The following is a 16429-nucleotide window of genomic DNA, read 5'->3' on the forward strand; positions in this document are numbered from 1 at the left end:
TTACTTTCTCTTTTTGATCCTTATAATGTTTTTGCTAACTGTCTTTATTTATATTAAATTTGATAATGTGATAAAAATCACATCTAGTGAATTCAAAACTCTAAAAATTCATGAAACAAAACACAATGCACTTTCTATATCACACCTTCTTCGCACCTATATCGATCCAACAAAAAACATTTTACAAATTTTAAAAAATAATGAGAGTCTGCAAAAAAAACTCAATAATATTCTCGCCAGTTTTATCAATGATGAGAATAGATACGTCTATATTATATATCAAGATAATTATCATAATTATCGATATCTTGCTGATGGTTCACTTAATCCTGAAGATAGAGGTTTTTTTGGACAGAAATTTTTTCCTCTCCAAGAAGAAAAATGGCATCGAGCATTCAAATCCAATAAACCTACCATTTTTACCCAAAATAAAATTAACAACCTATGGATAACAATGCTATATCCTTTAAATATTTTCAAAGGAGTTAAAAGTTTTTTAGTAATCGATCTTTCTACAAGCGCATATAAAAATATAAAGAACGTACTTTATCAATTGAGAAATTTCCTCAAATATCTTCTTTATTTCTTTATTGGAATCTTTATATTATTAATTTTACTTTATGCTTTTTTATACACAGAGTATCGCCGAACGTTTGTTGATGCTTTAACTGGGGTATATAATCGAAACTATCTCAAACACATAGAAAAAATTATAGATCTCTCACAGTACACCTTGGCAATGATTGATCTGGATAATTTCAAGGCTATTAACGATAATTATGGTCATACAATAGGTGATGAAGCAATAAAAAAAGTAGCCAAAAATATAGCAGCAAATATTCGTCAAGACGATATTTTGATTAGATATGGTGGAGATGAGTTTTTGTTGTTTGCTAAAAAGGGAAGAGATATGAAAAATTTCTACAACAGAATCTATGATATCATCAATAATACCATCATCACTATTCCAGATGCTACACAGTTAAAGACAGGATGTTCTATGGGGGTTAATCTCTTGCCAGATAGGGATAATACTATCATAGAGGCTATAAAAAAAGCTGATATTAAGCTTTATCACGCAAAAAAATTAGGAAAAAATAGAGTAGAATACAGAGATCAAGCAGATAAAAATAAAAAAATTTTGGAATTTGACAAGATTAATCATTTAATCCATCAAAGGAATGTGATACTATACTTTCAACCAATCATTAATATGAAAACAAAAAAAATAGAAAAATATGAAGCTCTTGCAAGACTTTATGATGGAAAGCATATATATTATCCTAATCAATTTCTTGGTACAATTTTTCAAACCAATACATATCGTGAATTTTCAAAAATCATAATCCAGCAAGCATTTGAAATTATTAAAAATTATCAAATATCTATTAGTGTCAATTTTAATAAATCTGATTTTATCGATGACGCATACTATGATTCAATTAAAGAGATTATTGAAGAAAATCAAAAATATAGAGAGTTGTTTATATTAGAACTCTTAGAAAACGAGGAGCTTAAAGTTGATGATGAGAAGATATTAAAAAGAATAAAATATTTTCAAAATTTGGGATGTAAAATTGCTTTAGATGATTTTGGAAGTGGATATTCAAATTTTAACTATCTATTGATACTAGAACCTGACATAGTAAAAATAGATGGCTCTCTTATATCTCAGATACAACAAAGTCCAAATGCCAAAAAAATAGTCCAAAGTATCATATATTTCACTAAATATATGGGAATTGAAACAATCGCTGAATTTATTGAAAATGAAGATATATTCAATATAGTAAAAAATTTAGGGATAGATTATGGACAAGGCTATTTTATAGGAAAACCCTGTCAAAAACTACAAAGAGAGCCTTTTAAGATCTTCGAGTGTATCGACACCAATGCTGCGTGATTTGACTTTTGCCATCGCTATTTTATACCCATGATAGAGAACTCGTAGCTGCTCTAACTTCTCTATATTTTCAAGTGGTGCTTCTTTTAAAGAACAAAAACGCTCAAGCATTTTTCGCGTATATCCATAAATACCTATATGTTGATAGTATATTTTTAACTCCTCTCTTGGATAAGGGATTTTACTGCGTGAAAAGTAGAGCGCAAAATTTGTGCTATCAAGAACTACCTTGACTCTGTTAGGATCATCAGCCTTTTGTGCATCAATCTCTTTATAAACGCTATGCAGCATAATCTCATCACTATCTCTATGTTTTTGCACAAGATCTTTAACACTCTCGATTACTTCTGGCTCGATAAAAGGCTCATCAGCTTGCACATTTATAATGATATGATCTGGTTCAAGGCCCAAAATAGTAGCTGCTTCATTGACACGGTCAGTCCCACTTGCATGGTGCTCCCTTGTCAACACAGCTCTAAACCCATACTCATTGGCCACTTCAACTACCTCTTTGCTATCTGTTGCTATAACCACTTCATCAACTTTGCTTGCCTGCCTTGCTGTACATATCACCATTGGAACACCATTTATAGGGTAGAGGACTTTGCGCGGAAATCTTGTAGATGCAATACGAGCTGGAATGATTATCATCAAAGGCCTTTTTGGATAAAATTATAGCAAATAAAGGGGGAGAGATGATTATATATCAGCCTCAAGAAGGATATTGCTACAACAGCGATACGATTTTTTTATATAATTTTATCTTACAATTTAGACTTTTTGGAGATGTTCTTGATGTAGGGACAGGCTCAGGTATATTGGCTTTGCTTATTAAGCGCGATTTTCACGCAAATGTCTATGCTATTGAAAAACAAGAAAAGTTCGTAGAGTATGCAAAAATCAATACCAAAGCAAACAAATTACCTATCCATCTCTATCTTGGGGATTTTTTGCATATGAATTTTTCGCATAAATTTGACTTTATAATCTCCAATCCTCCCTTTTATCACAAAGATGTGATCCGCAGTAAAAACAAAATGATCGATACAGCAAGATACTCTGGTCATATGCCGCTAGAAAAGTTTTTGCAAAAAGCAAATACAATATTAAAACCAAAAGGCTCTCTCATATTTTGCTATGATGCGAAGCAGATTCAAGATATAATTACGAAGTTAACTTACTATAAGTTTAACCTAGAAGTGATGCAGCTTGTCCATCCTCATAAAGACAAAGATGCAACACTTGTGATGATAAAAGCAAAGAAAAGCTCAAAGAGTTTAACAAAAATTTTGGCTCCACTCATAGTCTTTGAAAATGGGGAGTACAGGCCAAGCACACATGCAATATTTAAAAGAGTAGGGGTGCACAGTATAAAATGCAAAGTCTGATAAAAAAAGAGGGGTTTACTTTCGCATTTGACCAAAATGCATGCGCTAGTTGTAATGGTGCATGTTGCAGAGGCGAGAGCGGCTATATCTGGGTGAGTAAAGAGGAAATAGAGAAGATTGCAGATTTTCTTGAAATTTCATCAGATGAATTTATCACAAATTATCTCAAAAAAGAAGGGTATCGCTACTCGATCAAAGAGATAAAAGTGCAGCAAGAGTATATATGTATTTTCTTTGATGAAAAAAGTGGCTGCACTATCTATCCCGTTCGCCCAAAACAGTGTAGAGATTTTCCTTTTTGGGACCGTTATAAAAATGGAAAAAATTTAAAAGAGGTTTGTAAAGAATGTATAGGTATTGTTTTATAGTTTTTTTACTCATTTTTCTTGGAGGATGTGCGCACAAGCAGCTACAGACTCCTCCAACAAAAACGCAATATATCATAGACGCAATATTAGTCAAAGCTGCACTTTTAGAGTCACAAGGGTTTTATGAATTAGCTGCAAAAGAGTATGCTAAAGCATACAGTTATACGCAGGATGAAAAACTGCTTTATAAAGAGCTTGAAAATCTTTTATATGCAAAAAAGTACAACGAAGCGCTGCCAATTGTAAAACTGGCAATCGAAAAAGATCCAAAAAACTATAGACTCTATGAGATCTTGGCATCTTTATACTACCAGCAAAATGACTTCCAAAAAGCAATAGAAACGATTAAGAAGGCAATAATGCTCCATCGTAGTGCAAAAAATTTGGAGTTTTTGGCAAATATCTATATGCAACAAAAAAGATACGATTTGGCACTTAAGTACTATAAGAGTGCTTATACACAAGAGCCAAAAGCCTCTACAATCAACTCTATAGCATATATTATGTATTTCTATCTTGATAAAAAACGTGATGCTATTGCATATTTAGAAACACATATCAGACTCTATGGATGTCAAAAATCGGTCTGCACAACCCTCGCATCGCTTTATGGTCTGCGTAACGATATCCCTGGACTTATCTCCATATATGAAAGACTCTATAATAAATACAAAGATCAGCTCTATGCAAAAAAGGTAATGGAGTTTTATATCTATCAGCACGATTACCAAAATGCAATAGTCTGGGCAAAAAGAGCAAAAGAACTGCCAACACTGCTCAATCTCTATCGTATTACAAAAAACTATAAAGCTGCATATAATTTGGCAATGAAACTCTTTAAAGAGTCTAAAGACCACTCATATCTTGCGCAAGCTGCTATGTTTGAGTATGAGATGGCCAAAAAGAAGACTCCAAAACTTCTCAAAGATGTTGTAGCAAAATTTGAAAAGGCTATACAGCATACAAAAGACCCAGTCTATCTTAACTACTATGGCTATCTGCTTATTGAGCATGATTTGGATATAAAAAAAGGCATCAAACTTGTCAAAGAAGCCCTGAAGCAAGAGCCTGATTCTGGATACTATCTTGACTCTTTGGCATGGGGATACTATAAAATTGGCAAATGCTATGAAGCTTTGAATATTATAAAAAGAGTATATTTTGATATGGGTTTAAAAGATCCTGAGGTAGAATTGCACCTAAAGAAGATCCAAGAGTGCGCTAAAAAGGAGAGAGATTGATACTTGATGAGATAATTAAAAAAACAAAAGAGGATGTAGAAAAGCGAAAAAAAGAGTTTCCGCTAGAGTGGTTAGGAAGGAGCCTCGCTTACAATCCTTTTGTACCACGACCTGTAGAAGAAGCTTTGCGCAGCACCCCCGAAGATCCTTACAAAATCATAGCCGAAGTGAAAAAGGCGAGTCCTAGTAAAGGAGTCATCAAAGAAGACTTCGATCCTCTTGCAATTGCCAAAGCATATCAAGAGGGTGGGGCGAATGCAGTCTCAGTCCTCACTGAACCACACTACTTCCAAGGCAATATCGAATATCTCACGCAAATACGCCGCTACGTTCCTATGCCGCTTCTTCGTAAAGATTTCATTATAGATAAGTATCAGCTCGTAGAAGCTCTCGTCTATGGAGCAGATTTTGTGCTTCTCATTGCAAAAGCACTCAGTCGCAAAGAGCTCAAAGAACTCTTGGAGTATACCTGGCATTTGGGAATGGAGGCTCTAGTAGAGATCCATGACAAAAAAGATCTCATCAAAGCTGTTTTTTGTGGTGCAAATATCATCGGTATCAATCATAGAAATCTAGAGACTTTTGAAGTCGATACTACGCTGAGTGAAAGATTGGTCCCCCTCATTCCAAAAGGCAAAATTATTGTAGCTGAGAGTGGAATACACTCACATGAGCAAGTCAAACATCTTTACGATATAGGAGTAGATGCATTTTTGATAGGGGAGCATTTCATGCGTCAAGATGATATTGCAACTGCAGTGAAAAAGATCAAAGGGAGGGCTTAAGAGCCCAGAAGCTTCTTGACTACTTGATTGATACGCTTCCCATCAGCAACACCAGCAAGCTGTTTGGTAGCCACTCCCATCACTTTGCCAATATCTTTCATTGAAGTTGCACCAACTTCAGTTATGATGTTTTTAAGTTTTTCTTCTAACTCTTCGTCACCAAGTTGCTTTGGAAGGTAGCTTTTTAAGATTTGTGCCTCTTTCATCTCCTTTTCATAGAGGTCTTCACGGCCACCCTCTTTATACTGACTCGCTGCCTCTTCACGCTGCTTTACGCTCTTTTGAATGATTTTGATAATGTCTGCATCACTCAACTCTTTTCTTGTATCTACTTCAACCTGTTTAATAGCACTCATCAAAAAGCGAATAGTGTCGCGCTTGAAAGTATCTTTTGCTTTCATTGCCTCTTTGAGATCATTTTGCAGTTGCTCTTTGAGACTCATATCTTCTCCTTTTTTTCCGCAATTATATCTAAAAGATCCAAATTAATCTTCAAAAAAGTTTCGTATGTTAAAATTGCGCAAAATTTAATAGGGGATTAGATATGGATTTAAAGTATTTTGAAAAACTACTACTAGAGAGAAAAGAACAAATTCTCAAAAACATATCCTCTGCTGATAGCGAAATAGAAAATCTCAAAGATAGCGAAATCAATGATGAAATCGATTTTGCCAACATCTGCACAGATAATATGATTGAATTTGCTATCAAATCACAACAGATTCAAGAACTTAAAGAGATAGAAGAAGCTCTACAAAAGATTAAAAATGGTGACTATGGGATCTGTGAGATGTGCGGAGAGCCAATTAAGCCACTTCGCCTCAAAATTAAGCCCTATGCAAAGTACTGTATAATTTGTCGAGAGGTTATCGAAAAAGATAAGAATGTCGAAATATAAAGATATAGATCTCTCAAATATAATCAATATCTATCCATCTATCTATATCGATCACGAGGGGGAGAGGACGACAATATCGCTCGAGTGGTATGAAGAGAATAAAGAGAGTGTCTCCTTTGTCTCTTTTGCCCTCATACTTCTTTTTCAAGATGGAAGTAAAAAAGAGCTCTTCTTTGATACGCACCAAGAACTTCTCCAAGCAATGCATGATATTGCCAATATTCTTAAAAAATAGCACCTTTGTCCGATAATCAGTAGAAATTAAATCAATAGGACTACCATGGATTTAGGGACTCTGATCGGTTTAGGTGGTGCATGGTTACTCATAATTATCTCTATCATTATTGGTGGAAGCCCTGGTGCTTTTATCAATGCTCCTTCACTTCTCATCGTCGTTGGTGGTGGTTTTGCGGCTTCTTTGGCTGCTTTTCCTCTCAAAGATTTCTTACGCGGTGTCAAAGCCATCGGAAAAGTATTCAAACCTAAACTCCCTGATCCTATCGAACTAATCGAATTTCTCGTCTCAATCACTAAAAAAGCTAGAAAAGAGGGAATTTTAGCCCTTGAAGGCGATATCGATAAGTTTTATGAAAAAGATAAGATTCTTGGCAACATGATGCGTATGCTCATCGATGGACAAAGTGTAGAAGAGATAGAATCAAACTTTGAAAATGCAATTGCACAAGAAGATCAGCAGCTCGATACTGAGATCAAAGTGTGGGATTCACTAGGCGAACTCTTTCCAGCTCTAGGGATGATAGGTACTCTTATCGGACTTATCCAGATGCTCCAAAACCTCTCAGACCCTGCTGCTCTTGGTCCTGGTATGGCAGTAGCTATGATTACGACACTCTATGGTGCAATACTTGCAAACATTTTATGTATTCCCGTCTCCAAAAAGCTCAAATACTACAAAGACCTTCTACTACTTTATAAAGAATCGTATATTATTACAGTCAAGAGCATAGAAAAAGGTGTCAATCCAAACTCTTTGCAGCAACAACTCTCAGCGCTCTTTGGAGTGGAAGTAGCAGGATAGGATCATGGCACGAAAAAAGAAGCAAGAGTGTGCCAGCATCCCTGGCTGGCTAGTCAGCTTTGGGGATTTGATGTCTTTGCTTTTAACTTTTTTCATACTCCTTTACTCTATGAGTACCGTTTCAGTAGAAAAATTTTATCAATCGATTAGAGGTCTCACCGAAGCTTTTGGTGGTCGCAAAATGTTACAAGAATCTAGAACGTTAGTCAAGAACAAAGTAGAACTCAACTTCGATAAGATGTATCCCCGTATAAAAAAGAAAAAGAGACTCCTTGCAACCCTCAATGAACTCAATCAAATGCTCAATAGATCAGGTATTGAAGCGGAAGTGATTGATCATGGAACCAAGGTAATTTTGCGTATGGCAAGCGATAAAATCTTCCAACCAGGAAGTGCAATGCCAACAAAAGAGGCAATGGCATACTTCCTCACACTCTGTGAACGACTCAAAGAGAGCGGATTTCACTTAAATATAATCGGCTATACAGACAACACACCAATCCATTCGTCACAATTTAAGAACAACTGGGAGCTTTCTATATATAGGGCTCTCAATGTCTTAAGACTCTTCGTAAAGTGCGGATACGACAAACGTCTCATAAGTGCAGCTGGAAGAGGGGAGTATGATCCAATCGCTCCCAATGATACACCGCAAAATAGGGCAAAAAACAGGCGTGTCGAGATCGTAATCGATGTAGCAGGAATAGGGTAGAAGATGGCTAGAAAGAAAGAGCAAGAGTGTCCTAGTATTCCTGGGTGGCTAGTTAGTTTTGGTGACTTGATGTCGCTACTGTTGACATTTTTTATTTTGCTTTACGCTATGAGTACTGTTGATGTCACAAAAGCATTGAAATTTCTCTCATATTTTCAAGGCGAACCAAACTTTAAACAACTCAAAATCAATGTCGTTCCACCAATTGTGCCGTTTTCGACTGATGTAGTTACAAAGATTAAAAAACGCATCAAAAAGATTCTCCCTTCTCATGCCTTTCAGATGAGCGTAACAAGCAAATATGCACTTGTAAGACTCTTTAATGATATAATGTTTGAGGATGATGGCTACACTCTCACACCAAAAGCCAAAGAGGCACTCAATCAGATTGCACAAGTTTTAAAAAACATACAAAATAAGCAAAAATTTCATATTAAGGTAGTAGGGCATGCTTTTATAGAAGATCCTGAGAACCTTCCACCAGATGTGCAAGATGCTTGGGATCTTTCTATTAAAAGAGCAGAAGCTGTAGCTATGTATCTCATGCAAAAAGGGGTAGACCCTGCAAAATTTTATCTAACCGGATATGGGGATACAAAACCTCTCTATACTTGGAACAATCCAATGCTCAAACGTAGAAATAATAGAGTAGAAATTTATATAGAAGTAGAGAAAAAGGTAGCGCCTTAATAAGCACCACCGTTTTTAAACTCTTCTATCTCCATCTCCACCATTTTATCAATAAGAATCTTGAAAATATCAGCTACAAGGTTTGGTGAAATCCCAAGAGTTGCTGCAAGATGGCGCACATGTGAAAGAACATCGTTGATACGTTCTTCACTCTTTATATCTTCGATGCTCTCTTTAAACTTAGCAGCCTGTTTAACATACTTGCTTCGTTTTGCAATGAGTCTGACTATCTCCTCATCAATCTTATCAATCTCTTTTCTTACTTCATCTAGACTTTGACACTCTTTGACATCCATAATTTCTCCTTAATCTATTTTATCCATAATGCTTGCTGCTTTGTAGAGACGCTCTTTATCAAAGTGGGTATAGATCCTTGATGTATCAAGGCTTGCGTGTCCCAAAGCCTCTTGTACCAAGACCAAATCTTTGCTTTTATTATACAGCAAAGTTGCAAAAGTATGGCGCAGCATATGAGCACCATTTTTCTCTTTGCGAATACCGCAACTAAGTAAAATCTTCTCTACAATCCTACTGATATAGGCCTGGGTGAGGGGAGTACCCTTTTTGTTACAAAAGAGCAAACCCTCTTCACACTGTCTCATAGCAAGCCACTCTTGCAAATCGTGGTCGATTTTTTCTTTTTTTATCATTACAACTCGTGCTTTATTCCCTTTGCCTGTAATTTTTATCAAGTAGACATCCTCTTGGGGCAAAAGATCTTTGAGTTTGAGATGTGTAGCTTCTGAGACACGAATACCTGTATAGATGATGAGTTTAATGAGAGCTCTGTTGCGCGCGGCAACATCTGTGCGGAAAGGGTAGCTATCGATTGCATCCAAAAATCTCTTTATCTCTTCTTCGCTCAAATACGCAGGGAGCTTTTGTCCAGCTTTTCCCCTGAGTCCTCCCCAGTTTTTGAGCTCAATCCCATAGATATGCTTATCATCGTTATTTTTATCAATATAGGCAAAGAAGTTGATCATTGCTATACGATAGTTTTTTTTCGTTGCATCACTGAGGCCACTTGTGGATGAACTCAAAAAGTCTACTATAAGCTCCTCATCGATCTCTTTCATACTCGCAAGACCTAGATTATCTAAAAATCTGTAGAGCTTTTCAAGAGGTTTATAATATGTATTGACCCCAATAAGTCCTATATTTCTTGCACTGCGAACCAATTTACTAAGTTCATCAATATTTTTGGTTCCTATAGTTAAAGATTTTAAAATGGCAGCTAGTTGCTCTTCATCTTTTACCTGACGGTTAGAAAGAGAAGTAAGCTTAAATCGTATATAGCGCTCAATCCAAAAGCGCATTGTATCTTCAAAAGTAGATTGAAAATCGAGAGGATATTTCATTGTTTTTCCTCAAAGTATTTTTTTAGAAGTATAGCAAACCGTACCTGAAAGTTAGTTTGAAAATTATAGTTTTCAATACTTTTATTGATATTATCCAATATTTGCTTGTCAATGAGATCAAATGTAGATAAAAAGCCTCTGTTTCATTTAAGTGAACTTTTGTTAACATAGAATGAACAAATGTTAATGATTATATTATCAAGCGTTCACGTAGTATGAACATCTGTTAATATTTATGCTAGGAGATACCATGACAGCGGATGTTGAAAAAATATCAAAGCCAAACACTACTAAAGATAAGATATTAACAGCTGCTATTGAACTTATGGCTGAAGGTGGGTATAGTGGTGCATCAATGCGCAAAATTGCGCGTAAAGTCGGCATACGTGAAAGTGCAATTTATAACCATTTTAAAAACAAAGATGAGATCTTTCAAACCATCATGCAGCAGCTCTTTTCCAACCCTTTTGAAGATTTTTTCCAAAAAAAACCGATTGAAGAGTATGCTCCAAAAGGAAAGAGGTATCTCTATGAATATGCAGCAACAATCAAGCTATTAACATTTGATCCAAAGAATGAGAAACTCTTTCGCATTATCCTAGCAGAACTCTTACACAATAAAGATGTAAGAAAACTCTTTTTGAAGTATTTTTATGATGAGAATATCAAGCAGCTCTCAAAAGCCTTCTTTATTATGATGCAAAATGGCCTTATTCGCTCAGCAGATCCTATGCTTATGGCACAAGAGTTTTTTGCACCATTTTTATACTGGAGAATCGATATTACCCTCTTACGCATCGATGAAGAATCAACGCAGCATCTCTCTACGATTTTTGAAAAACATGTAGATTTTTTTTGGGAAAATGTAGCTTTATAGTTACTTCATATCAAGTCGCATGAGAATCATATCTTCTCCATCGACAATATCTAAATCTACATCTCCACAATGTTTGCATTCATAAAATATCTCATTTTTTTCAAACCGGCTCTTTTTTTTGCATATACGGCATTTTGCAATAATTGGCTGAATGATCATCTCAAGCTCTGCATCGCTGCAAAGTGTACCCTCTTTGAATGTATCAAATGCAATCTTTAAAAGATGTGCTTCTACGCCACTCATGACACCAATTTTCACAACGACTCTTTCTACTTTCGTGGCGTTATGTTTTTTCGCATTCTCTTCAATTAGATCCAGCATGCTTTGCACTATGGAATACTCATGCATTTACTCTCCTATGTTTTGCAATTCTTAGAGGCGTTTGTGTAGGGCATATTTTATAGACAAAATTGTGGCGCAGTTTGTGAAAATCACTTTTTGGATCCCAAAACTGAGGATACATTTTCTCAAGTTCATTTTCTACGCACTCTTGAATATACTCTTTATCCTGCTCTAGCCGGTCTCTCTTTTGATCAAGTAGTTCATAAAATCGCTCTTCATCTTGTGCCAGTTGCAATGCATATGATTCAACCTCTTGAAAATTTTTGAAAACTTCATCAATAAGACCAATACTTTTGGCTTCTTGTGCATTGAGAGGCAAGGCTTCATCCAAAAGCTTCTGTGCTATCTCTTTCCCAACTCTTCGTGGTAGTGTATAAGTATGATATTCACTGCCGCTAAGTCCTATCGTTCTGTAGTGCGGGTTTAGTACGATGCTGCTTTTAGCAAAAACAAAGTCTCCTGCAATCCCCAAAAATACGCCCCCTGCTCCTGCATTTGCCCTAAATGCAGTGATTGTTAAAATATCATCGCTAAAAAGAATCGTCTTAATGAGATTATTCATAGCGTTGATATTGCTCCAACCATCCTCACCTTGTTTTTTGCTATCTTCCAAAATCGTCAAGTGAATCCCATTGCTAAAAAACTGCTCGCCACCCATTAAAACAAGAACATCCACTTCATCCCTTAATGTTTCTATCGCATATTTCAGACGAATACACTGCTCACTACTCATAGCGCCATTATAGAAATCAAATGCCAAAAAGCCTACATTTTGTTTTTTATAAAAGGTAATCTCTTTAAATGTCGGCAAATCTGGATCCACATACAAAGAAATGCGCTCTTCTTTGATCCCTTTAAGACGATCTTTTAGGACATAGGTTGAGGGGAGTTTGATTTGTCGAATACCATTTTTAATCTCTGTCATTTTCTGGATCCAAACGGCACCATCGATCGTTTTAACCAACACTGCACCATCTCGTTTTGCCAAAATCTCTTTCGGTTTTGCTTCTTTTTTCTCAAGCCCAGTCTGCTCTTTTACTGCTCCAAAAAGATAAACTTCACAATCGAAAAATCGATCTTTGATACCTGGATAGTTATCGGATGCATTGAGTTTTTGTATGATCGTTTCGCTAGAGTCTTTGTTCCATTCAATTGCTCTTATGCTTTGTGTCACTTTTGGATGCAAAGGTTTTTTCGGATTTGTTAAAGGTTTTTTATTAGATTTTAGTTTCTCAATCAGCTCATCAACTAGCTCGATAGCCAAATCGCTCACTACTGTTCGATACAGATACCCTTTCGTTGCATGTTCGGGCAAAGAGAAGTTTCTGTGTCCCCATACGGCTCCTGCATCAAACTCCTCATCAGCTTCCAAAATAGATACGCCCCATTCTTTCATATTATTTAATATGGCATTATCGAGTGCATAGGCACCTCTATCTCCGAAGGGACCAGGATGGATAATAAAGGTTGGGTATTTGGTAAAAACTTCTTTTGGGATCTTTTTTGTAAGATAGGTGGCTAAAATGAGATCTGGAGCAAAAAGATCTGCACCTTCAATCATCGTCTCTTCATTGATAGCATACTCGACACTCACGTCAATCCCAAGCTCTTTAAGGTGACAAAATATTTTCTGCGTCAAGCTGTTAAATGTGTTACATAATAGAAGCACTTTTAGCATATTCTAGGAAGTATCTCCCCTGTTGGCATATCCAAAAAGCGTTTTGTTCCCCACTCACTTTGTAAAGTTACACGACCAGGATAGGAATCACTCACCTCTCCGACGATCGCAGCATGAGGATTATGTTTTTGTAAAATCTCTTGAGCCCTCTTTGCATCATTTTGATCAACCACTACCATAAAAGTCCCCTCATTTGCCAAGACAAATGGTTCAAATCCAAGTATCTCACATATCCCTTGTACCCCTTCATCAACCATAAATCTGCCCTCTTCTATCTCCATCGTTGTATTGGTTGCCATTGCCCACTCGTTTAAAACAGCGGCAACTCCTCCTCGTGTTGCATCACGCATAGCTTTAATCTCAATGTCTGCTTCAATAAGTTCTTCTACAATTGGCCACAACGATTTACAGTCACTTTCAATACTGTTCGCAAGCTCAATTCCTTCACGACCTGCAAAAATGGCAGCTCCATGTCTTGCAATGTCACCGCTTACTAAAAGTTTGTCTCCTATTGTAATATTTTCTTGTGAAGAGTTGATAATTCTCTCTCCAATGGCAGAGACATTTATATAGACTCCATCGCAACTGCCTTTTGGAACCACCTTTGTATCACCTGTGACAATTGCAGCACCGTTGATGGAAAGCTCTTTTTTCATACTTCGTACAATTTTTTCAAGATCGCGCAGCAAAAATCCCTCCTCTATAATAAAAGAAAGGCTTAGAAATTTTGGTTTTGCTCCCATCATAGCCAAATCGTTACAAGATCCAGCAATGGCTAATTTTCCGATATCTCCACCAGGGAAAAAGATCGGAGAAATGGTAAAGGAATCTGTTGTAAAAGCAGGATTTGTCAAAGATGGTAAAGCAGTGGCATCTTCAGCCTTTTGGAGATGTTCATTTTGCAAATGGCGTTGGATCGTTTTTTGGATCAGCTCCATATTCTCTATCCCGCCATTGCCCATAGCAAGGGTAACAACCTTTTTCATTGTACCTCCTGCAAAAGATTGCCATACTTGTAGTATGCCGCGCAAGCACCTTCACTGCTTACCATGCAGCTACCCAATGGCTTTTGTGGTGTACAGGCAGTTCCAAAGACCTGACACTCAGTCGGTTTTGCCATGCCACGCAAAATATCGCCACAGATACAGAGTTTGTGATCCTCAATCTCCTCTTTGGGAAGTTCATAAAGCTTTTCAGCATCCAAATGTTCATACTCATCTTTTAATCTCCATGCACTTTTTGGGATATTTCCAAGTCCCCGCCATTTGAAAAGTTCTCTTTTTTCAAAATATTTTTCAATCAATTTTTGGGCATTAATATTTCCATTACGGTTCACACTTCTTTTATACTGAATCTCAACTTCACATCGATTCTCTAAAAATTGATAAATAATCATCAAAACACCTTCCATTACATCCACTGGCTCAAACCCAGCAACAACCACAGGACGTTTATATTTCGTTGGAAACTCTTCATAGATTTTGCTACCAGTAATGACGCTTACATGGCTTGGTCCCAAAAACGCGTCGATTTGGTTGTTGTAGCTGTCGATATGCTCATCACGGCTATCAATCAGCTCTCTCATCACTTCTGGTACCGTAACGTGATTGATGTGATAGAGAATATTACTTATCTTTTGTTTCATGGCATTCTCGATGAGTGCCACCGTCATCGGTGTGGTAGTCTCAAAACCGATAGCAAAAAAGATCACTTTTTTCGTAGGATTCTCTTTAGCAATTTTCATCACATCCAATGGACTATATACAACTCGTACATCAGCCCCTTTGCTTCTTGCATCTTGCAAGCTCCCCCTGCTTCCTGGCACTTTAATCATATCTCCAAGAGTACATAAAATTACATCCTCTTGCATAGCCAAAATATAGGCATGATCGATCCGCTCCTTTGGCATGATACAGACCGGACATCCTGGTCCATGGATGAAGCGAATATTTTTAGGCAAAAGCTGCAAAAGACCATACTTCATAATCGTGTGTGTATGTCCTCCACATACTTCCATGATATTGATAGGATGATCAAGTTTTTGTGCTTCTTGATTGATTGCTTTTGATAAAGCTTTGATGGTTTTGGGATCACGGAATTTTTCATAAAAATCTTTAAGTTCCACTGCCATCTCCTGGACAGTTGTCACTCTCATTGATAAGCTGTTTCTTTTCAGCCTCTTCCATCTTCTCAATAATCTCTTGATACAAAGCTATGGACTCTTTTGCATACTCCTCATCGATGATATTCATAGCATAACCGATATGGATAAGTACGAAATCACCCACTTTGACTTCATCGGCGATAAAATCGATTCCCACTTCTCTTTGCACACCCAATGTATCAACAATCGCCGTACACTTTTCTTGATCGATGCTTACAACTTTGCTTGGAATGGATAGACACATCAGCGCATCTCCTTTTTAAACATAATCCACTGAGCCACTCTTTTGATAGACTCTTCATCTTTTGTAGAGACTTCTAAAATATCAACATTTGGTTTGAGTCTCCTTGCTGTCTCTTTGGCTTTCTGCACGTCAAAATCAAAGTATGGCAAAAGATCTGTTTTTGTAATGAGTACAAGATCTGCTTGTCGAAACATCACCGGATACTTTTCTATCTTGTCATCTCCTTCGGGAACACTGACTAAAACGATATTGAGATGTGCCCCTACATCATAGCTTGCAGGACAAACCAAATTGCCAACATTTTCGATAAAGCAGACATCAATATCACTTAAATCTATATGATGTAATCCATCATGCACCATGAAAGCATCCAGATGACATGCACTTCCCGTAGTGATTTGGTAAGCCTGAATTCCTTTTGCTCTGATGCGATCTGCATCCCTGTTTGTTTCCAAATCTCCTTCAATCACTGCAAATTTAAATCTATCTATTTCAGCCAACTTCTCTAGAAGAGAAGTCTTGCCGCTTCCTGGACTGCTCATGAGATTGATTGCCAAAACATCGGCTCTATCAAAATGAGCCCTGTTGTGTGCAGCTTCATGATCATTTTTATCCAAGATTTTTGTAATTACTTCAATCGTTTTTGTGTCATTTAGCTGGGGATTTGCATGAAGCTCATGTTTGTGATCATGATGGTGATGGTGTTCAGTTATACTACATCCGCAATCTTTGCACATTTTGA

Annotated in this window: 21 protein-coding genes; 11 read left to right on the forward strand and 10 right to left on the reverse strand. The window is 36.8% G+C overall.

What is annotated here, in order from left to right:
- Positions 1-67: 67 nt before the first annotated feature.
- Positions 68-1903 carry a bifunctional diguanylate cyclase/phosphodiesterase gene (locus JG734_RS04990; RefSeq protein WP_201332203.1) on the forward strand — a complete coding sequence of 612 codons (1836 nt, stop codon included), beginning with the start codon at positions 68-70 and terminating at the stop codon, positions 1901-1903.
- Here the strand turns inward: JG734_RS04990 and kdsB are convergent.
- On the reverse strand, positions 1850-2554 hold the full coding sequence (kdsB, locus tag JG734_RS04995; protein ID WP_201332204.1) for a 3-deoxy-manno-octulosonate cytidylyltransferase: 705 nt from the start codon (positions 2552-2554) through the stop codon (positions 1850-1852). The genes JG734_RS04990 and kdsB overlap by 54 nt on opposite strands.
- A gap of 44 nt (positions 2555-2598) precedes the next feature.
- On the opposite strand from kdsB, the gene JG734_RS05000 reads away from it, so the two are divergent.
- From JG734_RS05000 to trpC, 4 genes are read left to right on the forward strand one after another with little or no spacing between them, the layout of a single operon-like run.
- Positions 2599-3291, forward strand: a complete 693-nt coding sequence (locus JG734_RS05000; protein ID WP_201332205.1) for a tRNA1(Val) (adenine(37)-N6)-methyltransferase — start codon at positions 2599-2601, stop codon at positions 3289-3291.
- Positions 3279-3659 carry a YkgJ family cysteine cluster protein gene (locus tag JG734_RS05005; RefSeq protein ID WP_201332206.1) on the forward strand — a complete coding sequence of 127 codons (381 nt, stop codon included), beginning with the start codon at positions 3279-3281 and terminating at the stop codon, positions 3657-3659. The genes JG734_RS05000 and JG734_RS05005 overlap by 13 nt, the downstream gene beginning before the upstream one ends.
- The gene (locus tag JG734_RS05010; protein WP_201332207.1) at positions 3638-4900 is read left to right on the forward strand and encodes a lipopolysaccharide assembly protein LapB; all 1263 of its coding nucleotides are present in this window, start codon (positions 3638-3640) and stop codon (positions 4898-4900) included. The genes JG734_RS05005 and JG734_RS05010 overlap by 22 nt, the downstream gene beginning before the upstream one ends.
- Positions 4897-5685, forward strand: a complete 789-nt coding sequence (trpC, locus tag JG734_RS05015) for an indole-3-glycerol phosphate synthase TrpC (RefSeq protein ID WP_201332208.1) — start codon at positions 4897-4899, stop codon at positions 5683-5685. The genes JG734_RS05010 and trpC overlap by 4 nt, the downstream gene beginning before the upstream one ends.
- Here the strand turns inward: trpC and JG734_RS05020 are convergent.
- Positions 5682-6128, reverse strand: a complete 447-nt coding sequence (locus tag JG734_RS05020) for a GatB/YqeY domain-containing protein (protein WP_201332209.1) — start codon at positions 6126-6128, stop codon at positions 5682-5684. The genes trpC and JG734_RS05020 overlap by 4 nt on opposite strands.
- 101 nt (positions 6129-6229) lie before the next feature.
- On the opposite strand from JG734_RS05020, the gene dksA reads away from it, so the two are divergent.
- From dksA to JG734_RS05045, 5 genes are read left to right on the forward strand one after another with little or no spacing between them, the layout of a single operon-like run.
- Entirely contained in the window at positions 6230-6583 is a 354-nt protein-coding gene (dksA, locus tag JG734_RS05025) for an RNA polymerase-binding protein DksA (protein ID WP_201332210.1), read from the forward strand.
- The gene (locus JG734_RS05030; protein WP_201332211.1) at positions 6570-6818 is read left to right on the forward strand and encodes a hypothetical protein; all 249 of its coding nucleotides are present in this window, start codon (positions 6570-6572) and stop codon (positions 6816-6818) included. Before dksA ends, JG734_RS05030 begins: the two co-directional genes overlap by 14 nt.
- 45 nt (positions 6819-6863) lie before the next feature.
- Positions 6864-7622: a motility protein A gene (locus JG734_RS05035; protein ID WP_201332212.1), complete on the forward strand. Its 759-nt coding sequence runs from the start codon at positions 6864-6866 to the stop codon at positions 7620-7622.
- A 4-nt stretch (positions 7623-7626) separates the two neighbouring features.
- Positions 7627-8334 (forward strand): flagellar motor protein MotB, encoded by a 708-nt coding sequence (locus JG734_RS05040; protein WP_201332213.1) that lies wholly within the window; start codon positions 7627-7629, stop codon positions 8332-8334.
- Between the two features lie 3 nt (positions 8335-8337).
- The gene (locus JG734_RS05045; RefSeq protein ID WP_201332214.1) at positions 8338-9024 is read left to right on the forward strand and encodes a flagellar motor protein MotB; all 687 of its coding nucleotides are present in this window, start codon (positions 8338-8340) and stop codon (positions 9022-9024) included.
- On the opposite strand, the gene JG734_RS05050 is transcribed toward JG734_RS05045, so the two are convergent.
- Positions 9021-9320: a chorismate mutase gene (locus JG734_RS05050; protein WP_201332215.1), complete on the reverse strand. Its 300-nt coding sequence runs from the start codon at positions 9318-9320 to the stop codon at positions 9021-9023. The genes JG734_RS05045 and JG734_RS05050 overlap by 4 nt on opposite strands.
- Positions 9321-9329: 9 nt before the next feature.
- Positions 9330-10382, reverse strand: a complete 1053-nt coding sequence (locus tag JG734_RS05055; RefSeq protein WP_201332216.1) for a tyrosine-type recombinase/integrase — start codon at positions 10380-10382, stop codon at positions 9330-9332.
- Between the two features lie 250 nt (positions 10383-10632).
- On the opposite strand from JG734_RS05055, the gene JG734_RS05060 reads away from it, so the two are divergent.
- Positions 10633-11259 carry a TetR/AcrR family transcriptional regulator gene (locus JG734_RS05060; RefSeq protein ID WP_201332217.1) on the forward strand — a complete coding sequence of 209 codons (627 nt, stop codon included), beginning with the start codon at positions 10633-10635 and terminating at the stop codon, positions 11257-11259.
- Here JG734_RS05060 and hypA read toward each other — a convergent pair whose 3' ends face one another.
- From hypA to hypB, 6 genes are all read right to left on the reverse strand, one after another.
- On the reverse strand, positions 11260-11607 hold the full coding sequence (gene hypA / locus JG734_RS05065; protein ID WP_201332218.1) for a hydrogenase maturation nickel metallochaperone HypA: 348 nt from the start codon (positions 11605-11607) through the stop codon (positions 11260-11262). It lies immediately after the preceding gene.
- Positions 11600-13195, reverse strand: a complete 1596-nt coding sequence (locus tag JG734_RS05070) for an enoyl-CoA hydratase-related protein (RefSeq protein ID WP_236586798.1) — start codon at positions 13193-13195, stop codon at positions 11600-11602. Before JG734_RS05070 ends, hypA begins: the two co-directional genes overlap by 8 nt.
- Positions 13196-13272: 77 nt before the next feature.
- Complete coding sequence (gene hypE, locus JG734_RS05075; protein WP_201332220.1) at positions 13273-14265, reverse strand: hydrogenase expression/formation protein HypE; 993 nt, start codon at positions 14263-14265, stop codon at positions 13273-13275.
- Complete coding sequence (gene hypD, locus JG734_RS05080) at positions 14262-15410, reverse strand: hydrogenase formation protein HypD (protein ID WP_201332221.1); 1149 nt, start codon at positions 15408-15410, stop codon at positions 14262-14264. Before hypD ends, hypE begins: the two co-directional genes overlap by 4 nt.
- Positions 15394-15687 carry a HypC/HybG/HupF family hydrogenase formation chaperone gene (locus JG734_RS05085; RefSeq protein ID WP_201332222.1) on the reverse strand — a complete coding sequence of 98 codons (294 nt, stop codon included), beginning with the start codon at positions 15685-15687 and terminating at the stop codon, positions 15394-15396. The genes hypD and JG734_RS05085 overlap by 17 nt, the downstream gene beginning before the upstream one ends.
- Positions 15687-16424, reverse strand: coding sequence for a hydrogenase nickel incorporation protein HypB (gene hypB, locus JG734_RS05090; RefSeq protein ID WP_201332223.1), 738 nt, complete (start codon positions 16422-16424; stop codon positions 15687-15689). Before hypB ends, JG734_RS05085 begins: the two co-directional genes overlap by 1 nt.
- Positions 16425-16429 lie beyond the last annotated feature (5 nt).

It is taken from the genome of Nitratiruptor sp. YY09-18 (assembly GCF_016593235.1).
GTDB lineage: Bacteria > Campylobacterota > Campylobacteria > Campylobacterales > Nitratiruptoraceae > Nitratiruptor.

Excerpts from the sequence above, each read along its gene's own strand:
- JG734_RS05055 (WP_201332216.1), bottom strand. The coding sequence starts at position 10,382 with ATGAAATATCCTCTCGATTTTCAATCTACTTTTGAAGATACAATGCGC.
- JG734_RS05000 (WP_201332205.1), top strand. The coding sequence starts at position 2,599 with ATGATTATATATCAGCCTCAAGAAGGATATTGCTACAACAGCGATACG.
- JG734_RS05050 (WP_201332215.1), bottom strand. The coding sequence starts at position 9,320 with ATGGATGTCAAAGAGTGTCAAAGTCTAGATGAAGTAAGAAAAGAGATT.
- hypA (WP_201332218.1), bottom strand. The coding sequence starts at position 11,607 with ATGCATGAGTATTCCATAGTGCAAAGCATGCTGGATCTAATTGAAGAG.
- hypB (WP_201332223.1), bottom strand. The coding sequence starts at position 16,424 with ATGTGCAAAGATTGCGGATGTAGTATAACTGAACACCATCACCATCAT.
- dksA (WP_201332210.1), top strand. The coding sequence starts at position 6,230 with ATGGATTTAAAGTATTTTGAAAAACTACTACTAGAGAGAAAAGAACAA.
- hypD (WP_201332221.1), bottom strand. The coding sequence starts at position 15,410 with ATGGCAGTGGAACTTAAAGATTTTTATGAAAAATTCCGTGATCCCAAA.
- JG734_RS05045 (WP_201332214.1), top strand. The coding sequence starts at position 8,338 with ATGGCTAGAAAGAAAGAGCAAGAGTGTCCTAGTATTCCTGGGTGGCTA.
- JG734_RS05010 (WP_201332207.1), top strand. The coding sequence starts at position 3,638 with ATGTATAGGTATTGTTTTATAGTTTTTTTACTCATTTTTCTTGGAGGA.
- JG734_RS05005 (WP_201332206.1), top strand. The coding sequence starts at position 3,279 with ATGCAAAGTCTGATAAAAAAAGAGGGGTTTACTTTCGCATTTGACCAA.
- hypE (WP_201332220.1), bottom strand. The coding sequence starts at position 14,265 with ATGAAAAAGGTTGTTACCCTTGCTATGGGCAATGGCGGGATAGAGAAT.
- kdsB (WP_201332204.1), bottom strand. The coding sequence starts at position 2,554 with ATGATAATCATTCCAGCTCGTATTGCATCTACAAGATTTCCGCGCAAA.
- JG734_RS05030 (WP_201332211.1), top strand. The coding sequence starts at position 6,570 with ATGTCGAAATATAAAGATATAGATCTCTCAAATATAATCAATATCTAT.
- JG734_RS05040 (WP_201332213.1), top strand. The coding sequence starts at position 7,627 with ATGGCACGAAAAAAGAAGCAAGAGTGTGCCAGCATCCCTGGCTGGCTA.
- JG734_RS05085 (WP_201332222.1), bottom strand. The coding sequence starts at position 15,687 with ATGTGTCTATCCATTCCAAGCAAAGTTGTAAGCATCGATCAAGAAAAG.
- JG734_RS05060 (WP_201332217.1), top strand. The coding sequence starts at position 10,633 with ATGACAGCGGATGTTGAAAAAATATCAAAGCCAAACACTACTAAAGAT.
- JG734_RS05020 (WP_201332209.1), bottom strand. The coding sequence starts at position 6,128 with ATGAGTCTCAAAGAGCAACTGCAAAATGATCTCAAAGAGGCAATGAAA.
- JG734_RS05035 (WP_201332212.1), top strand. The coding sequence starts at position 6,864 with ATGGATTTAGGGACTCTGATCGGTTTAGGTGGTGCATGGTTACTCATA.